14 protein-coding genes are annotated in these 13886 nt (G+C 67.0%); 12 read left to right on the top strand and 2 right to left on the bottom strand.

Features of this window, described 5'->3' with window-relative positions:
- Positions 1-10: 10 nt before the first annotated feature.
- Positions 11-1228, bottom strand: coding sequence for an efflux RND transporter periplasmic adaptor subunit (locus tag BMW87_RS03955; RefSeq protein WP_093074317.1), 1218 nt, complete (start codon positions 1226-1228; stop codon positions 11-13).
- A 142-nt stretch (positions 1229-1370) separates the two neighbouring features.
- Here BMW87_RS03955 and BMW87_RS03950 point away from each other — a divergent pair, with 142 nt between their 5' ends.
- Positions 1371-1994, top strand: a complete 624-nt coding sequence (locus BMW87_RS03950) for a TetR/AcrR family transcriptional regulator (RefSeq protein WP_093074315.1) — start codon at positions 1371-1373, stop codon at positions 1992-1994.
- Positions 1995-2131: 137 nt separating this feature from the next.
- Positions 2132-4192, top strand: a complete 2061-nt coding sequence (gene fusA / locus BMW87_RS03945; protein ID WP_093074313.1) for an elongation factor G — start codon at positions 2132-2134, stop codon at positions 4190-4192.
- A 36-nt stretch (positions 4193-4228) separates the two neighbouring features.
- Here fusA and BMW87_RS03940 read toward each other — a convergent pair whose 3' ends face one another.
- Positions 4229-4672 carry a universal stress protein gene (locus tag BMW87_RS03940; RefSeq protein ID WP_093074311.1) on the bottom strand — a complete coding sequence of 148 codons (444 nt, stop codon included), beginning with the start codon at positions 4670-4672 and terminating at the stop codon, positions 4229-4231.
- 105 nt (positions 4673-4777) lie between these two features.
- On the opposite strand from BMW87_RS03940, the gene BMW87_RS03935 reads away from it, so the two are divergent.
- The 10 genes from BMW87_RS03935 to hemN all read left to right on the top strand — a co-directional run bounded on the left by BMW87_RS03935 (position 4778) and on the right by hemN (position 13886).
- Positions 4778-7096 carry a heavy metal translocating P-type ATPase gene (locus BMW87_RS03935; protein WP_093074309.1) on the top strand — a complete coding sequence of 773 codons (2319 nt, stop codon included), beginning with the start codon at positions 4778-4780 and terminating at the stop codon, positions 7094-7096.
- Positions 7096-7233 (top strand): cbb3-type cytochrome oxidase assembly protein CcoS, encoded by a 138-nt coding sequence (gene ccoS, locus BMW87_RS03930; RefSeq protein WP_093058414.1) that lies wholly within the window; start codon positions 7096-7098, stop codon positions 7231-7233. Before BMW87_RS03935 ends, ccoS begins: the two co-directional genes overlap by 1 nt.
- Before the next feature lie 65 nt (positions 7234-7298).
- Positions 7299-8738 (top strand): cytochrome-c oxidase, cbb3-type subunit I, encoded by a 1440-nt coding sequence (ccoN, locus tag BMW87_RS03925; protein ID WP_093058415.1) that lies wholly within the window; start codon positions 7299-7301, stop codon positions 8736-8738.
- A 9-nt stretch (positions 8739-8747) separates the two neighbouring features.
- Positions 8748-9377 carry a cytochrome-c oxidase, cbb3-type subunit II gene (gene ccoO / locus BMW87_RS03920; RefSeq protein WP_093074307.1) on the top strand — a complete coding sequence of 210 codons (630 nt, stop codon included), beginning with the start codon at positions 8748-8750 and terminating at the stop codon, positions 9375-9377.
- A gap of 24 nt (positions 9378-9401) precedes the next feature.
- Complete coding sequence (locus BMW87_RS03915) at positions 9402-9542, top strand: cbb3-type cytochrome oxidase subunit 3 (RefSeq protein WP_093074305.1); 141 nt, start codon at positions 9402-9404, stop codon at positions 9540-9542.
- Positions 9543-9555: 13 nt separating this feature from the next.
- Positions 9556-10479, top strand: a complete 924-nt coding sequence (ccoP, locus tag BMW87_RS03910) for a cytochrome-c oxidase, cbb3-type subunit III (protein WP_093074304.1) — start codon at positions 9556-9558, stop codon at positions 10477-10479.
- A 22-nt stretch (positions 10480-10501) separates the two neighbouring features.
- Positions 10502-11914, top strand: a complete 1413-nt coding sequence (gene ccoG / locus BMW87_RS03905) for a cytochrome c oxidase accessory protein CcoG (RefSeq protein WP_093074302.1) — start codon at positions 10502-10504, stop codon at positions 11912-11914.
- Positions 11915-11923: 9 nt separating this feature from the next.
- Positions 11924-12220, top strand: a complete 297-nt coding sequence (locus BMW87_RS03900) for a FixH family protein (RefSeq protein WP_256216641.1) — start codon at positions 11924-11926, stop codon at positions 12218-12220.
- Positions 12217-12483, top strand: a complete 267-nt coding sequence (locus BMW87_RS03895) for a hypothetical protein (protein WP_093058420.1) — start codon at positions 12217-12219, stop codon at positions 12481-12483. The genes BMW87_RS03900 and BMW87_RS03895 overlap by 4 nt, the downstream gene beginning before the upstream one ends.
- The gene (gene hemN, locus BMW87_RS03890; RefSeq protein WP_093074298.1) at positions 12480-13886 is read left to right on the top strand and encodes an oxygen-independent coproporphyrinogen III oxidase; all 1407 of its coding nucleotides are present in this window, start codon (positions 12480-12482) and stop codon (positions 13884-13886) included. The genes BMW87_RS03895 and hemN overlap by 4 nt, the downstream gene beginning before the upstream one ends.

The following is a 13886-nucleotide window of genomic DNA, read 5'->3' as shown; positions in this document are numbered from 1 at the left end:
TCTTCCTGGATCAGTCCGCCGTGGCGCCGGGCGAGGAGAGGGCCGCCTTGGCCGTGGTTTCGGTGCCGGGCTTGGACTTGGACTTGGGGTTCCACTGCACCGTCTTCACCTCGACGCCCGGCGCCGCGCGCTGCAGGCCGTCCACCACGAGCTGGTCGCCGGCCTGCAGGCCGCTGCGCACCAGCCATTGGTCGCCGATGGCGCGTTCCGTTTCGAGCACGCGCCGCTGCAGCTTGTGCTGGGCATCCACCACATAGGCCGTCGGCTTGCCGGTGCTGTCGCGCGACACGGCCTGCTGCGGCACCATGAGCGCCTGTTCCTTCACGCCTTCCTGCAGCACGGCGCGCACGTACATGCCGGGCAGCAGGTCCGCCTTGGGGTTGGGAAACACCGCGCGCAGCGTGATGGCGCCGGTGTTCTGGTCTACGGTAACGTCAGAGAATTCGAGCTTGCCTTCGAGCGGATAGGCGCTTCCGTCTTCGAGCAGCAGCCGCACCTTCGCGGCGTTGGCGCCGCTCTTTTGCAGATCGCCGCGGGCCATGGCCTGCTTCAGCTGAAGCATCGCGGCGCTGGATTGCGTCACGTCGACATAGATCGGATCGAGCTGCTGGATGGTGGCCAGCGCGGTCGACTGGCTCGCCGTGACCAGCGCGCCGGGCGTGACTGTCGACTTGCCGATGCGCCCGGAGATTGGCGCATCGATGCGTGCATAGGCGAGGTTGATGCGGCTCGTCTCCACATTGGCCCGCGCCGAGGCGACATCGGCCTCGCCTTGGCCCAGCGAAGCAGCGGCGTCGTCATAGTCCTGCTGGCTCACGGCCTTGATGGCGACCAGTTCCTTGTAGCGCTCGGCCTTCAGCCGCGTGGTCGTGAGGCTGGCCTGCGCCTTGGCGAGCGCGGCGACGTTGCTGTCGTAGGTCGCCTTGTAGGTGGCGGGATCGATCTGGTAGAGCGTTTCGCCGGCCTTCACGTCGCTGCCCTCGCGGAACTGGCGGGCCTTCACGATGCCGCCGACCTGGGGCCGTACGTCGGCGATGAGAAAGGGCGTCGTGCGCCCGGGCAGCTCGGCCGTGATGGCCACGCGCTGCGGCTGCACCGACACCACCCCGACCTCGGGCATGCCCTGCGCGGCAGGCGGCCCGCCCGGTGGCTTGCCGCAGGCGACAAGCATGAAGGTGGACGCGAGGGCTGCCGTGAAGGTCAGGCCATAGGTGAGAGGTGGACGCATGGCGAATCTCCTGAAGAGCGACGGATTGGTGATGGGGTCGGCCTGCTGTTAAACAGACAGTAGTGTCTAGTAATGTATTTTGACTTCCAGGGGCTGTCAATTAATAATGAACACTGTTGTCTAGAAATGAGGAGACATTTAGATGCGAGTCAAAACAGAGGCCAAGCGCGACGCCATCGTTCAGGTGGCCGCCGAGGTCTTCCGGGAGCTGGGATTCGAAGGGGCCTCCATGGTGGAGATCGCTGCGCGCGTGGGCGGCTCGAGGGCCACGCTGTATGGCTACTTCAGCTCCAAGGAGGAGCTGTTCGTTGCCGTGACGCACGGCACGGCCAAGGTCCATTTCGCGCCAATTTTTGAGGCGCTCGGGCAGGAGAGCGACGACGACCTCGAGCAGGTGCTGCAGCGCTTCGGCGAAAAAATCCTGGCAGTGGTGTGTTCGCAGGAGGCCATCCAGGCGCGCAGGGCCGTGATCGCGGAGTCCGGCCGCAGCGACATCGGGCGGTTGTTCTACGAAGGTGGGCCCAAGAAGGGGCTGACCGAGCTGGCGGGGTTCCTGGAACTGCAGATGCAAAAGGGCCGGCTGCGCAAGGCCGATCCGCAGGTAGCGGCACGCCACCTGACGGCATTGCTGGATTCGGAGACCGTCATGCCGGCTCTTATCGGTATCGATGGACCGTTGTCCCGAAAGGATTTGCGGGAAGCGACGCGACGGGCTCTGCAGACCTTTCTCGGAGGCTATGCGCCCGAAGGAAGGAAGGCCAAGTGAGCCTGCGATATGCGCGCCGCGCGCACCCGGCTTGCGTTGGCACGGTCAATCCCGTACGCTGACCCGGCGTCTTTGCGCACCGCCCGAGCCCTTGCGGGCCGCCGGGCCAGCTTTGCGGACGCCAAGGAGTCCATGCCATGCCAAGCCGATCGAACGGCCTCGCGGCCGAAGTGGAAGCAGTGCGAACGCTGGCGCTCGTCGGCGCCGCGGCCGCCGGCAAGACCTCTCTTGCCGAGGCTTTGTTGTACAAGGCGGGTGCTATCGGGGCCTGCGGGAGCATCGAACGCGGCAGCACCGTCAGCGACCACGACCCGCTCGAGCGCCGCATGCAGCACTCGCTCAATGCATCGGTGATGCACCTCACGCATGCCGGCACGCGCATCCACTTCATCGACACGCCCGGCGGCCCCGACTTCCTTGGCCAGAGCCTGCCGGCGCTGGAGGCGGTCGAAACGGCGGCGGTGGTCATCAATGCCGCGACCGGCATCGAGCCGATGGCGGTGCGCATGATGGAGTACGCGGCCTCGCGCCACCTCGCCCGCATGATCATCGTCACCAAGATCGACTCGCAGGGCGTCTCGCTCGCGGGCCTGCTGGCCGACATCCAGGCCACCTTCGGCCGCGAATGCCTGCCGCTGAACCTGCCCGACGGGGTCGGCAGGCAGGTGGTGGACTGTTTTTTCAACCGCTTCGGGCGATCCGACTTCGGCCCTGTCGAAGCGGCGCACCGCGCGCTGGTGGAGCAGGTGGTCGAGGTCGACGCGGCCTTCGTCGACCGCTACCTCGAAGAAGGCGACGTGGATCCGGCCGAGCTGCATGCGCCGCTCGAGCAGGCGTTGCGCGAGGGCCACCTGATCCCGGTGTGCTTCGTCTCGTCGCGCAGCGGCGCCGGCGTGGCCGAGCTGTTGGATGTGATCGTCAAGCTCCTGCCAGACCCGACCGAGGCCAACCCGCCGGACTTCATCGTCGGCGAGGGCGCGCAGGCCAAGCCCATGGAGGCCAGGCCCGACCCGTCGCTGCACGTGCTGGCGCACGTGTTCAAGGTCACGATCGACCCCTATGTCGGCAAGATGGGCATCTTCCGTGTGCACCAGGGCACGCTCACACGCGACAGCCAGCTCTACATCGGCGACGGCCGCAAGCCCTTCAAGGTGGGGCACCTGTTCATGCTCCAGGGCAAGGACCATGTCGAGGTGTCGCACGCGGTGCCCGGCGACATCGTGGCGGTGGCCAAGGTCGAGGAGATCCATTTCGACGCTGTGCTGCACGATGTGGCCGAAGACAGCCACGTGCATCTCGCACCTCTGGCGTTCCCGGTGCCGGTGTACGGCCTGGCCGTGGAGCCCAAGCGCCATGGCGACGAGCAGCGCGCCTGGGAGATCCTCGGCAAGCTCACGGCCGAGGATCCGTGCCTGCGCATCGAGCATGTGGCCGCGACCAACGAGACAGTCCTCTACGGGCTCGGCGAACTGCACCTGCGCATCGTGCTCGAACGCCTGCGCGAGGTGTATCGCTTCGAGGTCCAGACGCGGCCGCCCCGCATTGCCTACCGCGAGAGCGTGACCGTGCCGGCCGAGGGCCACCACCGGCACAAGAAACAGACCGGCGGCGCTGGCCAGTTCGGCGAAGTCTTCCTGCGCATCGAGCCGTTGGCGCGCGGTGCGGGCTTCCAGTTCGCCGATGAGGTAAGGGGCGGGGCGATTCCGGGCCAGTTCATCCCCGCGGTCGAGAAGGGCGTGCGCGAGGTGCTGGTGTGCGGCGCGATCGCCGGCTACCCGGTGGTCGATGTGCGCGTTGTTGTGCACGATGGCAAGCACCACAGCGTCGACAGCAAGGACATCGCCTTTGCGACTGCCGGCCGCAAGGCCTTCATGGCCGCCATCCGCGAGGCCCGGCCGGTCGTGCTCGAGCCGATCGTCCAGATCGAGATCGACGTGCCGGAGCATTCCGTCGGCGATGTCACGAGCGACCTGTCGTCGCGGCGCGGCCTGGTTACCGGAACGTCGGCTCTGGGGGGCGGTGTTGTGACCGTCGGCGGGCAGGTGCCCATGGCCGAACTGGCCAACTACCAGTCGCGGCTCAATGCAATGACCAGCGGCCAGGGCCGCTACACCATCGCGTTGTCACACTACGAAGCCGTGCCGCCGGCCATCCAGCAGACGCTGACGGACCAGTACCGGGTGCATGAAGAGGACTAGGGGAATTGTGTTTGCGAGATATCGCAATGAACCCGGCTACCGAAGCACCAGCACAGGCAGCGCCGAATGCGCCAGCACGTGCTGCGTCTCGCTGCCAAGCAGCAGCCGCTTGATGCCCTTGCGGCCGTGCGAGGCCATCACGATCAGGTCGCTCTTGTGCTTTTTCGCCGCGGCGATGATCGACTCCGCCACAAGGTCCGAGTTGGCCGTTGCCGTCTTGACACGCACGCCGCTTTCCTTGGCGCGTGCGCTCACGGTGTCGAGCATTGCCTGTGCCTTCTCGGCCCATTGCTTCTCGACGCGGCCGATGTCCTCTGGCGAAAAGGTCATGGAGCCCTCGAAGTAGCTTCGGGGGTAGCGCGGAACCACGTTGATCGCCACCAGGTCGGCATCGTTCTGTGCGGCGAGAGCGATCGCGCTCGCGACAGCCTTCTTCGAGAGTGTGGAGCCGTCGGTGGCGACGAGGATGCGCTTGAACATGTGAGGTCTCCAGGGAAAGGTATGTCGCGAGCTTAGGCAGGCCACGGCTTCGGACGTTGATGCAGATCAAAGGGCACTGCGAGGCCCGCCCTTAGCCTCGCTCCGATGCAAGCTGCGCTCGCCCCGTTCTCTACGCATCCGTCGGCCGCTGCGGCCACCGCCGACACCTGGCAGGTGCTCGACGACCCGGCCGAATGGCCGGCGTTCGGCCAGCTGGAGGAGGGCGATGCAGCTACCGGCCAGTGGGCATCGCAGGTCGCGGTCGAAGGCATGCACTGCACCGCTTGCGCTTTCACCGTCGAGGCTGCGCTGCTGAAGGTGCCCGGAGTGCGCGAGGCACAGGTCAATGGGGCCAGCCGGCGGGCGCGCGTTGTGTGGTCGGCCGCGGTCACCCGGCCTTCACGCTGGTTCGAGGCTTCGGCCGCGGCCGGATACCCGCTGGTTCCCGCCGGCAGCCAGTTGGCAAGCGCGGGGCGCGCGCGCGAACTGCGCATGGCGCTGTGGCGCTGGCTGGTCTCGGGCTTCTGCATGATGCAGGTGATGATGTATGCCTACCCGGCTTACATCGCCAGGCCGGGCGACATGACGGACGACGCCGCGCAGTTGCTGCGCTGGGCCTCCTGGGTGCTCACGCTGCCCGTCGTGTTGTTCTCCTGCGGTCCCTTCTTCAGCAGCGCCTGGCGCGACCTGCGCGCGGGCCGTATCGGCATGGATCTTCCGGTGGCGTTCGGCGTGCTCGCGACTTTCGCGGTCAGCAGCGCCGCCACCTTCGACGCCAGCGGGCCGCTGGGCCACGAGGTCTACTTCGACTCGCTGACGATGTTCGTCTTCTTCCTGCTGACCGGCCGCTGGCTCGAGGCACGCCTGCGAGACCGTACCGCCGGCTCGCTCGAGGCCCTGATGAACCGCCTGCCCGACAGCATCGATCGACTCGCTCCCGATGGCAGCTGGACCCACGTGGCCGTGCGCAGGCTTGCAGCCGCAGACGTGGTGCGCGTGCGCCCCGGCGAGGCGTTTCCGGCCGACGGCGTGGTGATCGAAGGCGACACCAGCGCCGACGAGGCCCTGCTGACCGGCGAATCCCGCCCCGTGCCGCGCCCCCGCGGCGACCGCGTGCTGGCCGGCAGCCACAACCTCTCGGCGGTGGTCAGTGTGCGGATCGAATCGGTGGGCGAGGGCACGCGCTTCGCCCAGATCGTGCGGCTGATGGAAAGCGCCGCCTCGCGCAAGCCGCGCCTGGCGCTGCTGGCGGACCGGGTGGCGCGGCCTTTCCTCGTCGCGGTGCTCGCATCGGCGGCGGTGGCGGCAGTGTTCTGGTGGCACACGGACCCGGGCAAGGCGCTGATGGTGGCGGTCGCGGTGCTCATCGTGACCTGCCCCTGTGCGCTCTCGCTCGCGACCCCGGCTGCCATGCTCGCGAGCGCCGGCGCCCTGGCGCGCGGCGGCGTGCTGACTTCCAACCTGCAGGCGCTGGAGGCACTGGCATCGGTCGATACGGTCGTGTTCGACAAGACGGGCACGTTGACGGGCGACATCCCGCGGCTGGAGCGCATCTATTGCCGGCAGGGCCTGCGGCCCGGCGACGCACTTGAAATGGCGGCGGCGCTCGCTGCGCAGTCGCTGCATCCTGTTGCGCAGGCGCTGGTGAATGCGTGGAATGCTCAGTTCCGCTCGCCACCGGGCTGGACCGTGGAACAGGCCACCGAAGCGGCAGGGCTCGGGCTCGAAGGCCTGCTGCGCAGAGCGCATGCGCGCACCGGAACAGGCCAGCGTGCGCGTCTTGGCTCGTCGACCTTCTGCAGCGTGAATGCGCTGGAGGTTGACGCTGCGCAGGTCCACCTGGCCGACGAGCAGGGGTGGGTCGCCAGCTTCGTGCTGGCCGAAGAGCTTCGCGCCGATGCCGCCGTTGCGGTGGCTGCGCTGCGCGCGCAGGGCCTGACGGTGCGGCTGCTCTCGGGCGATCGCGACGGCGCCGCGAAGGAGATCGCCGCGCGCTGCGGCATCGACTTCGCGCAGGGTGGCTGCACGCCGGAGGACAAGCTCGACGTGCTCTGGCGGCTGCAGGCCGAGGGACGGCAGATTGCGATGGTGGGCGACGGCCTGAACGACGGTCCCTCGCTGGCGCGTGCGAACGCCTCGTTCGCCTTCGGCCGCAGCGTGCCGCTGTCGCGCGCGCACGCCGATTTCGTCGTGCTGGGCGACAGGCTCGCAACCATTCCAGATGCCATCGTACAAGCCCGCAAGACGCTGCACGTGGTGCGCCAGAACCTCTGGTGGGCCGCGGGCTACAACGCGCTGTGCGTGCCGCTCGCCGTGGCGGGCTGGTTGCCGGCGTGGCTCGCGGGCCTGGGCATGGCCGCGAGCTCCCTCGTGGTGGTCCTCAATGCGGCGCGGCTCGCGGCCGCCGGCAAGGCACGCCGCTGATGGACATCCTCTTCCTGCTCATCCCGCTGTCCGTGGTGCTGGTTCTCGCGATCCTCGGCGGGCTCTGGTGGGCGATCGAGCGCGGCCAGTTCGACGACGTCGAAACCGAAGGCGACCGCATCCTGCACGGCGATTGATTTGCATCAAGCCCGCGAGGCAGACGCCCACGGAAACTGCCCACAACTCATTCAAGGGCACGACGATGCAACAACCGAACCCACCCGCCGCGGTATACGACGACACCGTCGTGCGGCAGTTCGCGCTCATGTCCGTGGTCTGGGGCGTGGTCGGCATGCTGGTCGGCGTGATCATCGCCTCCCAGCTGACCTGGCCCGAGCTCAACCTCGGCATTCCATGGCTCAGCTACGGGCGACTGCGGCCGCTGCACACCAACGCGGTCATCTTCGCGTTCGGCGGCTGCGCGCTGATGGCCACGAGCTTCCACGTGGTTCAGCGCACCTGCCAGGTGGGCCTCTTCGCGCCGAAGCTCGCGTCCTTCGTGTTCTGGGGGTGGCAGGCCGTGATCGTCGCGGCCGCCATCAGCCTGCCGATGGGCTACACCAGCGGCAAGGAATACGCCGAGCTGGAGTGGCCCATCGACCTGCTGATCGCGGTGGTCTGGGTGGCCTACGCCATCGTGTTCTTCGGCACCATCGGCATGCGCCGCGTGCGCCACATCTACGTGGCGAACTGGTTCTTCGGAGCCTTCATCATCGCGGTGGCGCTGCTGCACATCGTCAACAGCGCAGAGGTTCCGGCGGGCTGGATGAAAAGCTACTCGGCCTACGCCGGCGTACAGGACGCGATGGTGCAGTGGTGGTACGGCCACAACGCCGTGGGCTTCTTCCTCACCGCGGGCTTCCTCGGGATGATGTATTACTACATCCCCAAGCAGGCCGGCCGGCCGGTGTATTCGTACCGGCTGTCCATCGTCCACTTCTGGGCGCTGATCTTCACCTACATGTGGGCCGGCCCGCACCACCTGCACTACACGGCGCTGCCGGACTGGACGCAATCGCTGGGCATGGTGTTCTCGCTGATCCTGCTGGCGCCGAGCTGGGGCGGCATGATCAACGGCGTGATGACGCTTTCGGGCGCCTGGCACAAGCTGCGCACCGACCCGATCCTGCGCTTCCTGATCGTCGCGCTGTCGTTCTACGGCATGTCGACCTTCGAGGGTCCGATGATGTCCATCAAGACCGTCAACGCCCTGAGCCACTACACCGACTGGACCATCGGCCACGTGCACTCCGGCGCGCTCGGCTGGGTGGGGTTCATCACCATGGGCTCGCTCTACTACCTGATCCCGCGCATGTATGGCCGCACCACCATGTACAGCGTGAAGGCCATCGAGGCGCACTTCTGGATCGCCACCATCGGCATCGTCCTGTACATCGCCGCCATGTGGATCGCCGGCGTGATGCAAGGGCTGATGTGGCGCGCCATCAACCCCGACGGCACGCTCACCTACACCTTCGTGGAGAGCGTGAAGGCCACTTTCCCGTTCTACGTGGTGCGCCTGATCGGCGGACTGCTCTATCTGTCCGGGATGCTGGTGATGGCCTGGAACGTCTGGATGACCGTCATCTCGGGCCGCTCGGTGCGCGTCGAGATCCCGCCCCCCGTCATGGCCCACGCCTGAGGACGCACGATGAACCCGAACACTCCCAAGTCCAGCGGCTTTACCCACGAGAAGATCGAGACCAACAACCTGCTGATGATCGTGCTTATCCTCGTGGTCGTGGCCGTCGGCGGCCTTGTCGAGATCGTGCCGCTCTTCTTCCAGAAGTCGACCACCGAGGCGGTGCAGGGCGTCAAGCCGCTCACGCCGCTGCAGCTCGCCGGCCGCGACGTCTACCTGCGCGAGGGTTGCTACAACTGCCACTCGCAGATGATCCGGCCCTTCCGCTCGGAGACGCTGCGCTACGGCCACTACTCGGTGGCTGGGGAGTTCGTCTACGACCACCCGTTCCAGTGGGGCAGCAAGCGCACCGGCCCCGACCTGCATCGCGTGGGCGGCAAGTACAGCGACGAGTGGCACCGCATCCACCTGAACAATCCGCGCGACCTGGTTCCCGAATCGAACATGCCGGCCTATTCATGGCTGGAAAAGGCCCTCGTCGACGCCGAAGCCTTGCCAACCCACATGCGCGCGCTGCGCCGTGTCGGCGTGCCCTACACCGACGAGGAAATCGCCAAGGCCACGGAAGAGGTCACGGGCAAGACCGAGATGGAGGCCACGGTGGCCTACCTGCAATCGCTGGGCCTGGCTCTCAAGTAAGCACAGCGGCAAAGGACCGAAACCATGATCGACGTCACCACCTTGCGCGTTGCAGCCACCGTCGTGTGCTTCGCGCTATTCATCGGCATCGTGATCTGGGCGTATTCGCGTCGCAACGCGCGCGACTTCCAGGAAGCGGCCCGCTTGCCGTTTGAGCAGGACTGAAGGGAGAACCACGATGAGCGATTTCATCAGCCATTTCTGGTCGAACTACGTGGCCGCGGCCTCGCTGCTGAGCATCCTCGGCTGCGTGCTGCTGCTGTGGTTCACAGCCCGCAAGCGGGTTGCGCCGAACGCCGACAACACCACGGGCCACGTCTGGGACGAGGACCTGCGCGAAGCCAACAACCCGTTGCCCATGTGGTGGATCGGCCTGTTCGTGCTGACCATCGTCTTCGGGCTGGGCTACCTGGCGATCTTTCCGGGCCTGGGGAGTTTTCGCGGCCAGTCCGACTGGAGTTCGCGCGGCGAATACGAGGCGGACATCGCCAAGGCCACGCAAGAGCTGGCACCCGTCTACGCGAAATACGCCGCCATGCCGGTCGAGGAGGTTGCAAGGGACCCGCAGGCCAGGGCCATCGGGGAGCGTCTCTTCATGAACAACTGCGCCCAGTGCCATGGTTCCGACGCGCGCGGCAGCAAGGGCTTTCCCAACCTGACCGACAAGGACTGGCTGCACGGCGGCACGCCCGAGAAGATCGTCGAGAGCATCACCAAGGGCCGAGTCGGCGTGATGCCGCCCATGGCGGCTGCCGTCGGCACACCGGACGAAGTGAAGAACGTTGCCAACTACGTGCTGAGCCTGGCGGGCGAGCCGCACGATTCGTTGCGTGCCGGCCTCGGAAAGTCGAAGTTCACGGTCTGCGCGGCCTGCCACGGCATCGGCGGCGTGGGCAACCAGGCCATCGGTGCGCCCAACCTGAGCGACAAGATCTGGCTCCACGGCTACGGCGAGGCCGCCATCGTCCAGATGATCAACGGGGGCAAGCACAACGAGATGCCCGCGCAGGAAGGCCGTCTTACCGAGGCGCAGATCCGGATGCTCGCGTCGTATGTCTGGGGGTTCTCCAACAACACCAACACGGCTGCGGCCACGCCGTGAAACCCGAGATCGGCGCAACGCCATGACCCGGAAGATCATTCCCATCGTCAGCGCGGGCAGCGAGGAGGTCGGCCTTTACGAAGCCACGAAGAAGATCTATCCCCGCACGGTGCGCGGCATGTTCGCGCGCTGGCGCTGGGCCATGGTCTTTCTTACGCAGCTGGTGTTCTACGGCCTGCCGTGGGTGGAGTGGGGCGAGCGGCAGATGGTGCTGTTCGACCTGGCCGCGCGCCGCTTCTACATCTTCGGGCTGGTGCTGTATCCGCAGGACCTGATCTATCTCTCGGGCCTGCTGGTCATCAGTGCGCTGTCGCTCTTTCTCTTCACCGCGGTGGCGGGGCGGCTGTGGTGCGGCTACGCCTGCCCGCAGACGGTCTACACCGAGATCTTCATGTGGGTGGAGCACAAGATCGAAGGCAACCGCACCGCGCGCATGCGGCTGGACGCCGAGCCGATGTCGCTCGAGAAGCTGGTCAAGAAATGGTTCAAGCACATCGTCTGGATCGGCATCGCGCTGTGGACCGGCTTCACCTTCGTGGGCTACTTCACGCCCATCCGCGAACTGGGCATGGCCTTCCTGCAGACGCAGATGGGCTCGTGGGAGGTGTTCTGGGTTTTCTTCTACGGCTTTGCCACCTACGGCAATGCCGGCTTCATGCGCGAGCAGGTCTGCAAGTACATGTGCCCCTATGCGCGCTTCCAGAGCGCCATGTTCGACCGCGACACGCTCATCGTCACCTACGACCCGCAGCGCGGCGAACCTCGCGCGCCGCGCCGCAAGGGCCCCGACCCACGCACGCTGGCGCTGGGCGACTGCATCGACTGCGGCCTGTGCGTGCAGGTGTGCCCGACCGGCATCGACATCCGCCAGGGCCTGCAGTACGAGTGCATCGGCTGCGGCCTTTGCGTGGATGCCTGCGACACCGTCATGCAGAAGATGGCCTACCCGCCGCGGCTGATCCGCTACGACACGCAAAACGGCATGGAAGCCGGCTGGTCGCGCCGCGAACTGCTGCGGCGCGTGCTGCGGCCGCGCGTGCTGCTCTACACGACGATCCTGGCACTGCTTGTGACCGGACTGCTGGCCAGCCTGATCGTGCGCACGCCGTTCAAGGTCGACGTGGTGCGCGACCGCGCCTCGCTGGCCCGCATTGCCGAGGGCGGGCGGCTGGAGAACGTCTATCGGCTCCAGATCATGAACGCCACTGAAAAACCGCAGCAGTACCGCATCGTCGCCGACGGACTGGAAGGCCTCAGCGTCTCGCCCGACGAGCCGGTGACGGTCGACGCCGCCCAGTCGCGCTGGGTCGCGGTGCGGCTGCAGGTGCCTTATGGGGCCGTGCCTGCCGGATCGCACACGGTGCACTTCGGCATCCGCGAGGAGGGCGGCGGTGCCCAGGTTTCGGAAAAAGCGGCCTTCCTTGTGCCGCGCTGAAAGGTCGAGATGAACGCAACAACAATGGCGACAACGAACGAACCGGCGGCCCAGGCCTGGTGGCGCTATCCGCTGCTCTGGATGGTGATCGGCGGTCCGGCGGTCGTGGTGGTCGCGAGCTTCGTGACCTTCTGGCTGGCCTGGCGCAGCCCCGATGCGCTGGTGTCCGAGGACTACTACCGCGAAGGCGTCGAGATCAACAAGACCCTGGCCGCGAAGAAGCTGCTGCCCGCGCTGACCGGTCGCAACCACGCGACCACGCCCGCGAGCGACATGCCGCCGCCGGCCCGGAAGGCCGCGCCATGAACGGAGTGCGCCAGCTCGCGGGCATCCTGTGGCCGTCCTTCCTGGTGGCCTGCGGCATGGAGGTACTGGTGTTCGCGCTCGTCGATCCCGTCAATGCGTTCTGCGGGGCAGATGCGTTGCGGATGTCGCGCCAGGGTATCTACACCGCCGCCTTCTTCGTCTTCTGGCTGATGGCGGCGTCGTCGAGCGCATGCACGGCATTGCTCGCCAGGCCATCGGCTTCGGAACCTTCTGGAGCACCTCTGCGGACACCCTCGCAATGATTCCTGCCGCCGTTGCTCCTGTGCCCGTACAGGCACCGCTACCCATCGATCTGCTGAGGGAGTTCGACGTTCCCGGGCCGCGCTACACCTCCTATCCCACAGCCGACCGTTTCGTCGAGGCCTTCGGCGCCGACGACTACGCCAGGGCGCTGAGCCGTCGGCGCGCGGCGGGCGCTGAGGCGCCGCCGCTGTCGCTGTACGTCCATATTCCGTTCTGCGAGTCGCTGTGCTACTACTGCGCCTGCAACAAGGTCGTCACTCGCCACCGCGAGCGGGGCCGGCAGTACCTGGCCTACCTCGCGCGCGAGGTGGAGCTGCAAGTCGCGCAACTGGGCCGCAGCGCCACCGCAGGCCAGCTGCACCTAGGGGGTGGCTCGCCGACCTTCCTCGACGACTCGGAGTTGGGCGAGCTCATGGCGCTGCTGCACCGGTCTTTCGCCTTCGTGCCCGGAGGCGAGCGCTCCATCGAGATCGATCCGCGCACGGTCGATGCGCAGCGGCTGGCGAACCTGGCCGCGCTGGGCTTCAATCGCCTGAGCTTCGGCGTGCAGGACTTCGACCCCGAGGTGCAGCAAGCGGTGCATCGCATCCAGCCGGCGTCGCAGGTCTTCTCGCTGATGGATGCGGCGCGCACGCTGGGTTTCGAATCGATCAACGTCGACCTGATCTACGGCCTGCCGCGGCAGAACGACGCCTCCTTCGAGCGCACGCTCGCGCAGATCAACGAGCTGCGACCCGACCGCATTGCGCTCTACGCCTATGCGCATCTGCCCGAGCGCTTCAAGCCGCAGCGGCGCATTGCGGCCGAAGAATTGCCTGATGCCGCCACGCGGGTGCGCATGCTCGCAAGCGCGATCACGCGGCTGACCGAAGCGGGTTACGTCTACATCGGCATGGACCACTTCGCGCTGCCCGACGATCCTCTCGCGGTTGCCAGGAGGCAAGGGCGCTTGCAGCGCGACTTCCAGGGCTATGGCACCAGGCCCGAGGGCGACCTGATCGCACTCGGCGTCTCCGGCATCGGCCGCGTGGGCGCCACTTACAGCCAGAACGCAAAGAGCCTCGACGAGTACTACGACCTCCTCGACCAGGGGCGCCTGCCCGTGGTTCGCGGCCTTGCGCTGTCGCGCGACGATCTGTTGCGGAGGGACGTGATCATGGCGCTGATGTGCCGCGGTCGGGTCGACTTCAACGTCATGGGGGACGCGTTTGCAGTCGACTTCCAGCGCTACTTCGCCACCGAGTTCGCGGCGCTCGGGCCGATGGTCGCTCACGGCCTGGTGCGGCTGAGCGACCACGATCTGGTGGTCACCGAGCAGGGCTGGTTCCTGGTGCGCGCGGTCGCCATGGTGTTCGACCGGTACTGCCGCGCGACCCGCACGCGCTTTTCCCGCGTGGTCTGA

Origin of the sequence: Variovorax sp. OV084, assembly GCF_900111625.1 — a bacterium.
Lineage (GTDB): Bacteria > Pseudomonadota > Gammaproteobacteria > Burkholderiales > Burkholderiaceae_C > Variovorax.
Note: the sequence above shows the minus strand (reverse complement) of the source record. Positions and strands in the feature narration are given on the sequence as shown.

Excerpts from the sequence above, each read along its gene's own strand:
- BMW87_RS03955 (WP_093074317.1), bottom strand. The coding sequence starts at position 1,228 with ATGCGTCCACCTCTCACCTATGGCCTGACCTTCACGGCAGCCCTCGCG.
- BMW87_RS03950 (WP_093074315.1), top strand. The coding sequence starts at position 1,371 with ATGCGAGTCAAAACAGAGGCCAAGCGCGACGCCATCGTTCAGGTGGCC.
- fusA (WP_093074313.1), top strand. The coding sequence starts at position 2,132 with ATGCCAAGCCGATCGAACGGCCTCGCGGCCGAAGTGGAAGCAGTGCGA.
- BMW87_RS03940 (WP_093074311.1), bottom strand. The coding sequence starts at position 4,672 with ATGTTCAAGCGCATCCTCGTCGCCACCGACGGCTCCACACTCTCGAAG.
- BMW87_RS03935 (WP_093074309.1), top strand. The coding sequence starts at position 4,778 with ATGCAAGCTGCGCTCGCCCCGTTCTCTACGCATCCGTCGGCCGCTGCG.
- ccoS (WP_093058414.1), top strand. The coding sequence starts at position 7,096 with ATGGACATCCTCTTCCTGCTCATCCCGCTGTCCGTGGTGCTGGTTCTC.
- ccoN (WP_093058415.1), top strand. The coding sequence starts at position 7,299 with ATGCAACAACCGAACCCACCCGCCGCGGTATACGACGACACCGTCGTG.
- ccoO (WP_093074307.1), top strand. The coding sequence starts at position 8,748 with ATGAACCCGAACACTCCCAAGTCCAGCGGCTTTACCCACGAGAAGATC.
- BMW87_RS03915 (WP_093074305.1), top strand. The coding sequence starts at position 9,402 with ATGATCGACGTCACCACCTTGCGCGTTGCAGCCACCGTCGTGTGCTTC.
- ccoP (WP_093074304.1), top strand. The coding sequence starts at position 9,556 with ATGAGCGATTTCATCAGCCATTTCTGGTCGAACTACGTGGCCGCGGCC.
- ccoG (WP_093074302.1), top strand. The coding sequence starts at position 10,502 with ATGACCCGGAAGATCATTCCCATCGTCAGCGCGGGCAGCGAGGAGGTC.
- BMW87_RS03900 (WP_256216641.1), top strand. The coding sequence starts at position 11,924 with ATGAACGCAACAACAATGGCGACAACGAACGAACCGGCGGCCCAGGCC.
- BMW87_RS03895 (WP_093058420.1), top strand. The coding sequence starts at position 12,217 with ATGAACGGAGTGCGCCAGCTCGCGGGCATCCTGTGGCCGTCCTTCCTG.
- hemN (WP_093074298.1), top strand. The coding sequence starts at position 12,480 with ATGATTCCTGCCGCCGTTGCTCCTGTGCCCGTACAGGCACCGCTACCC.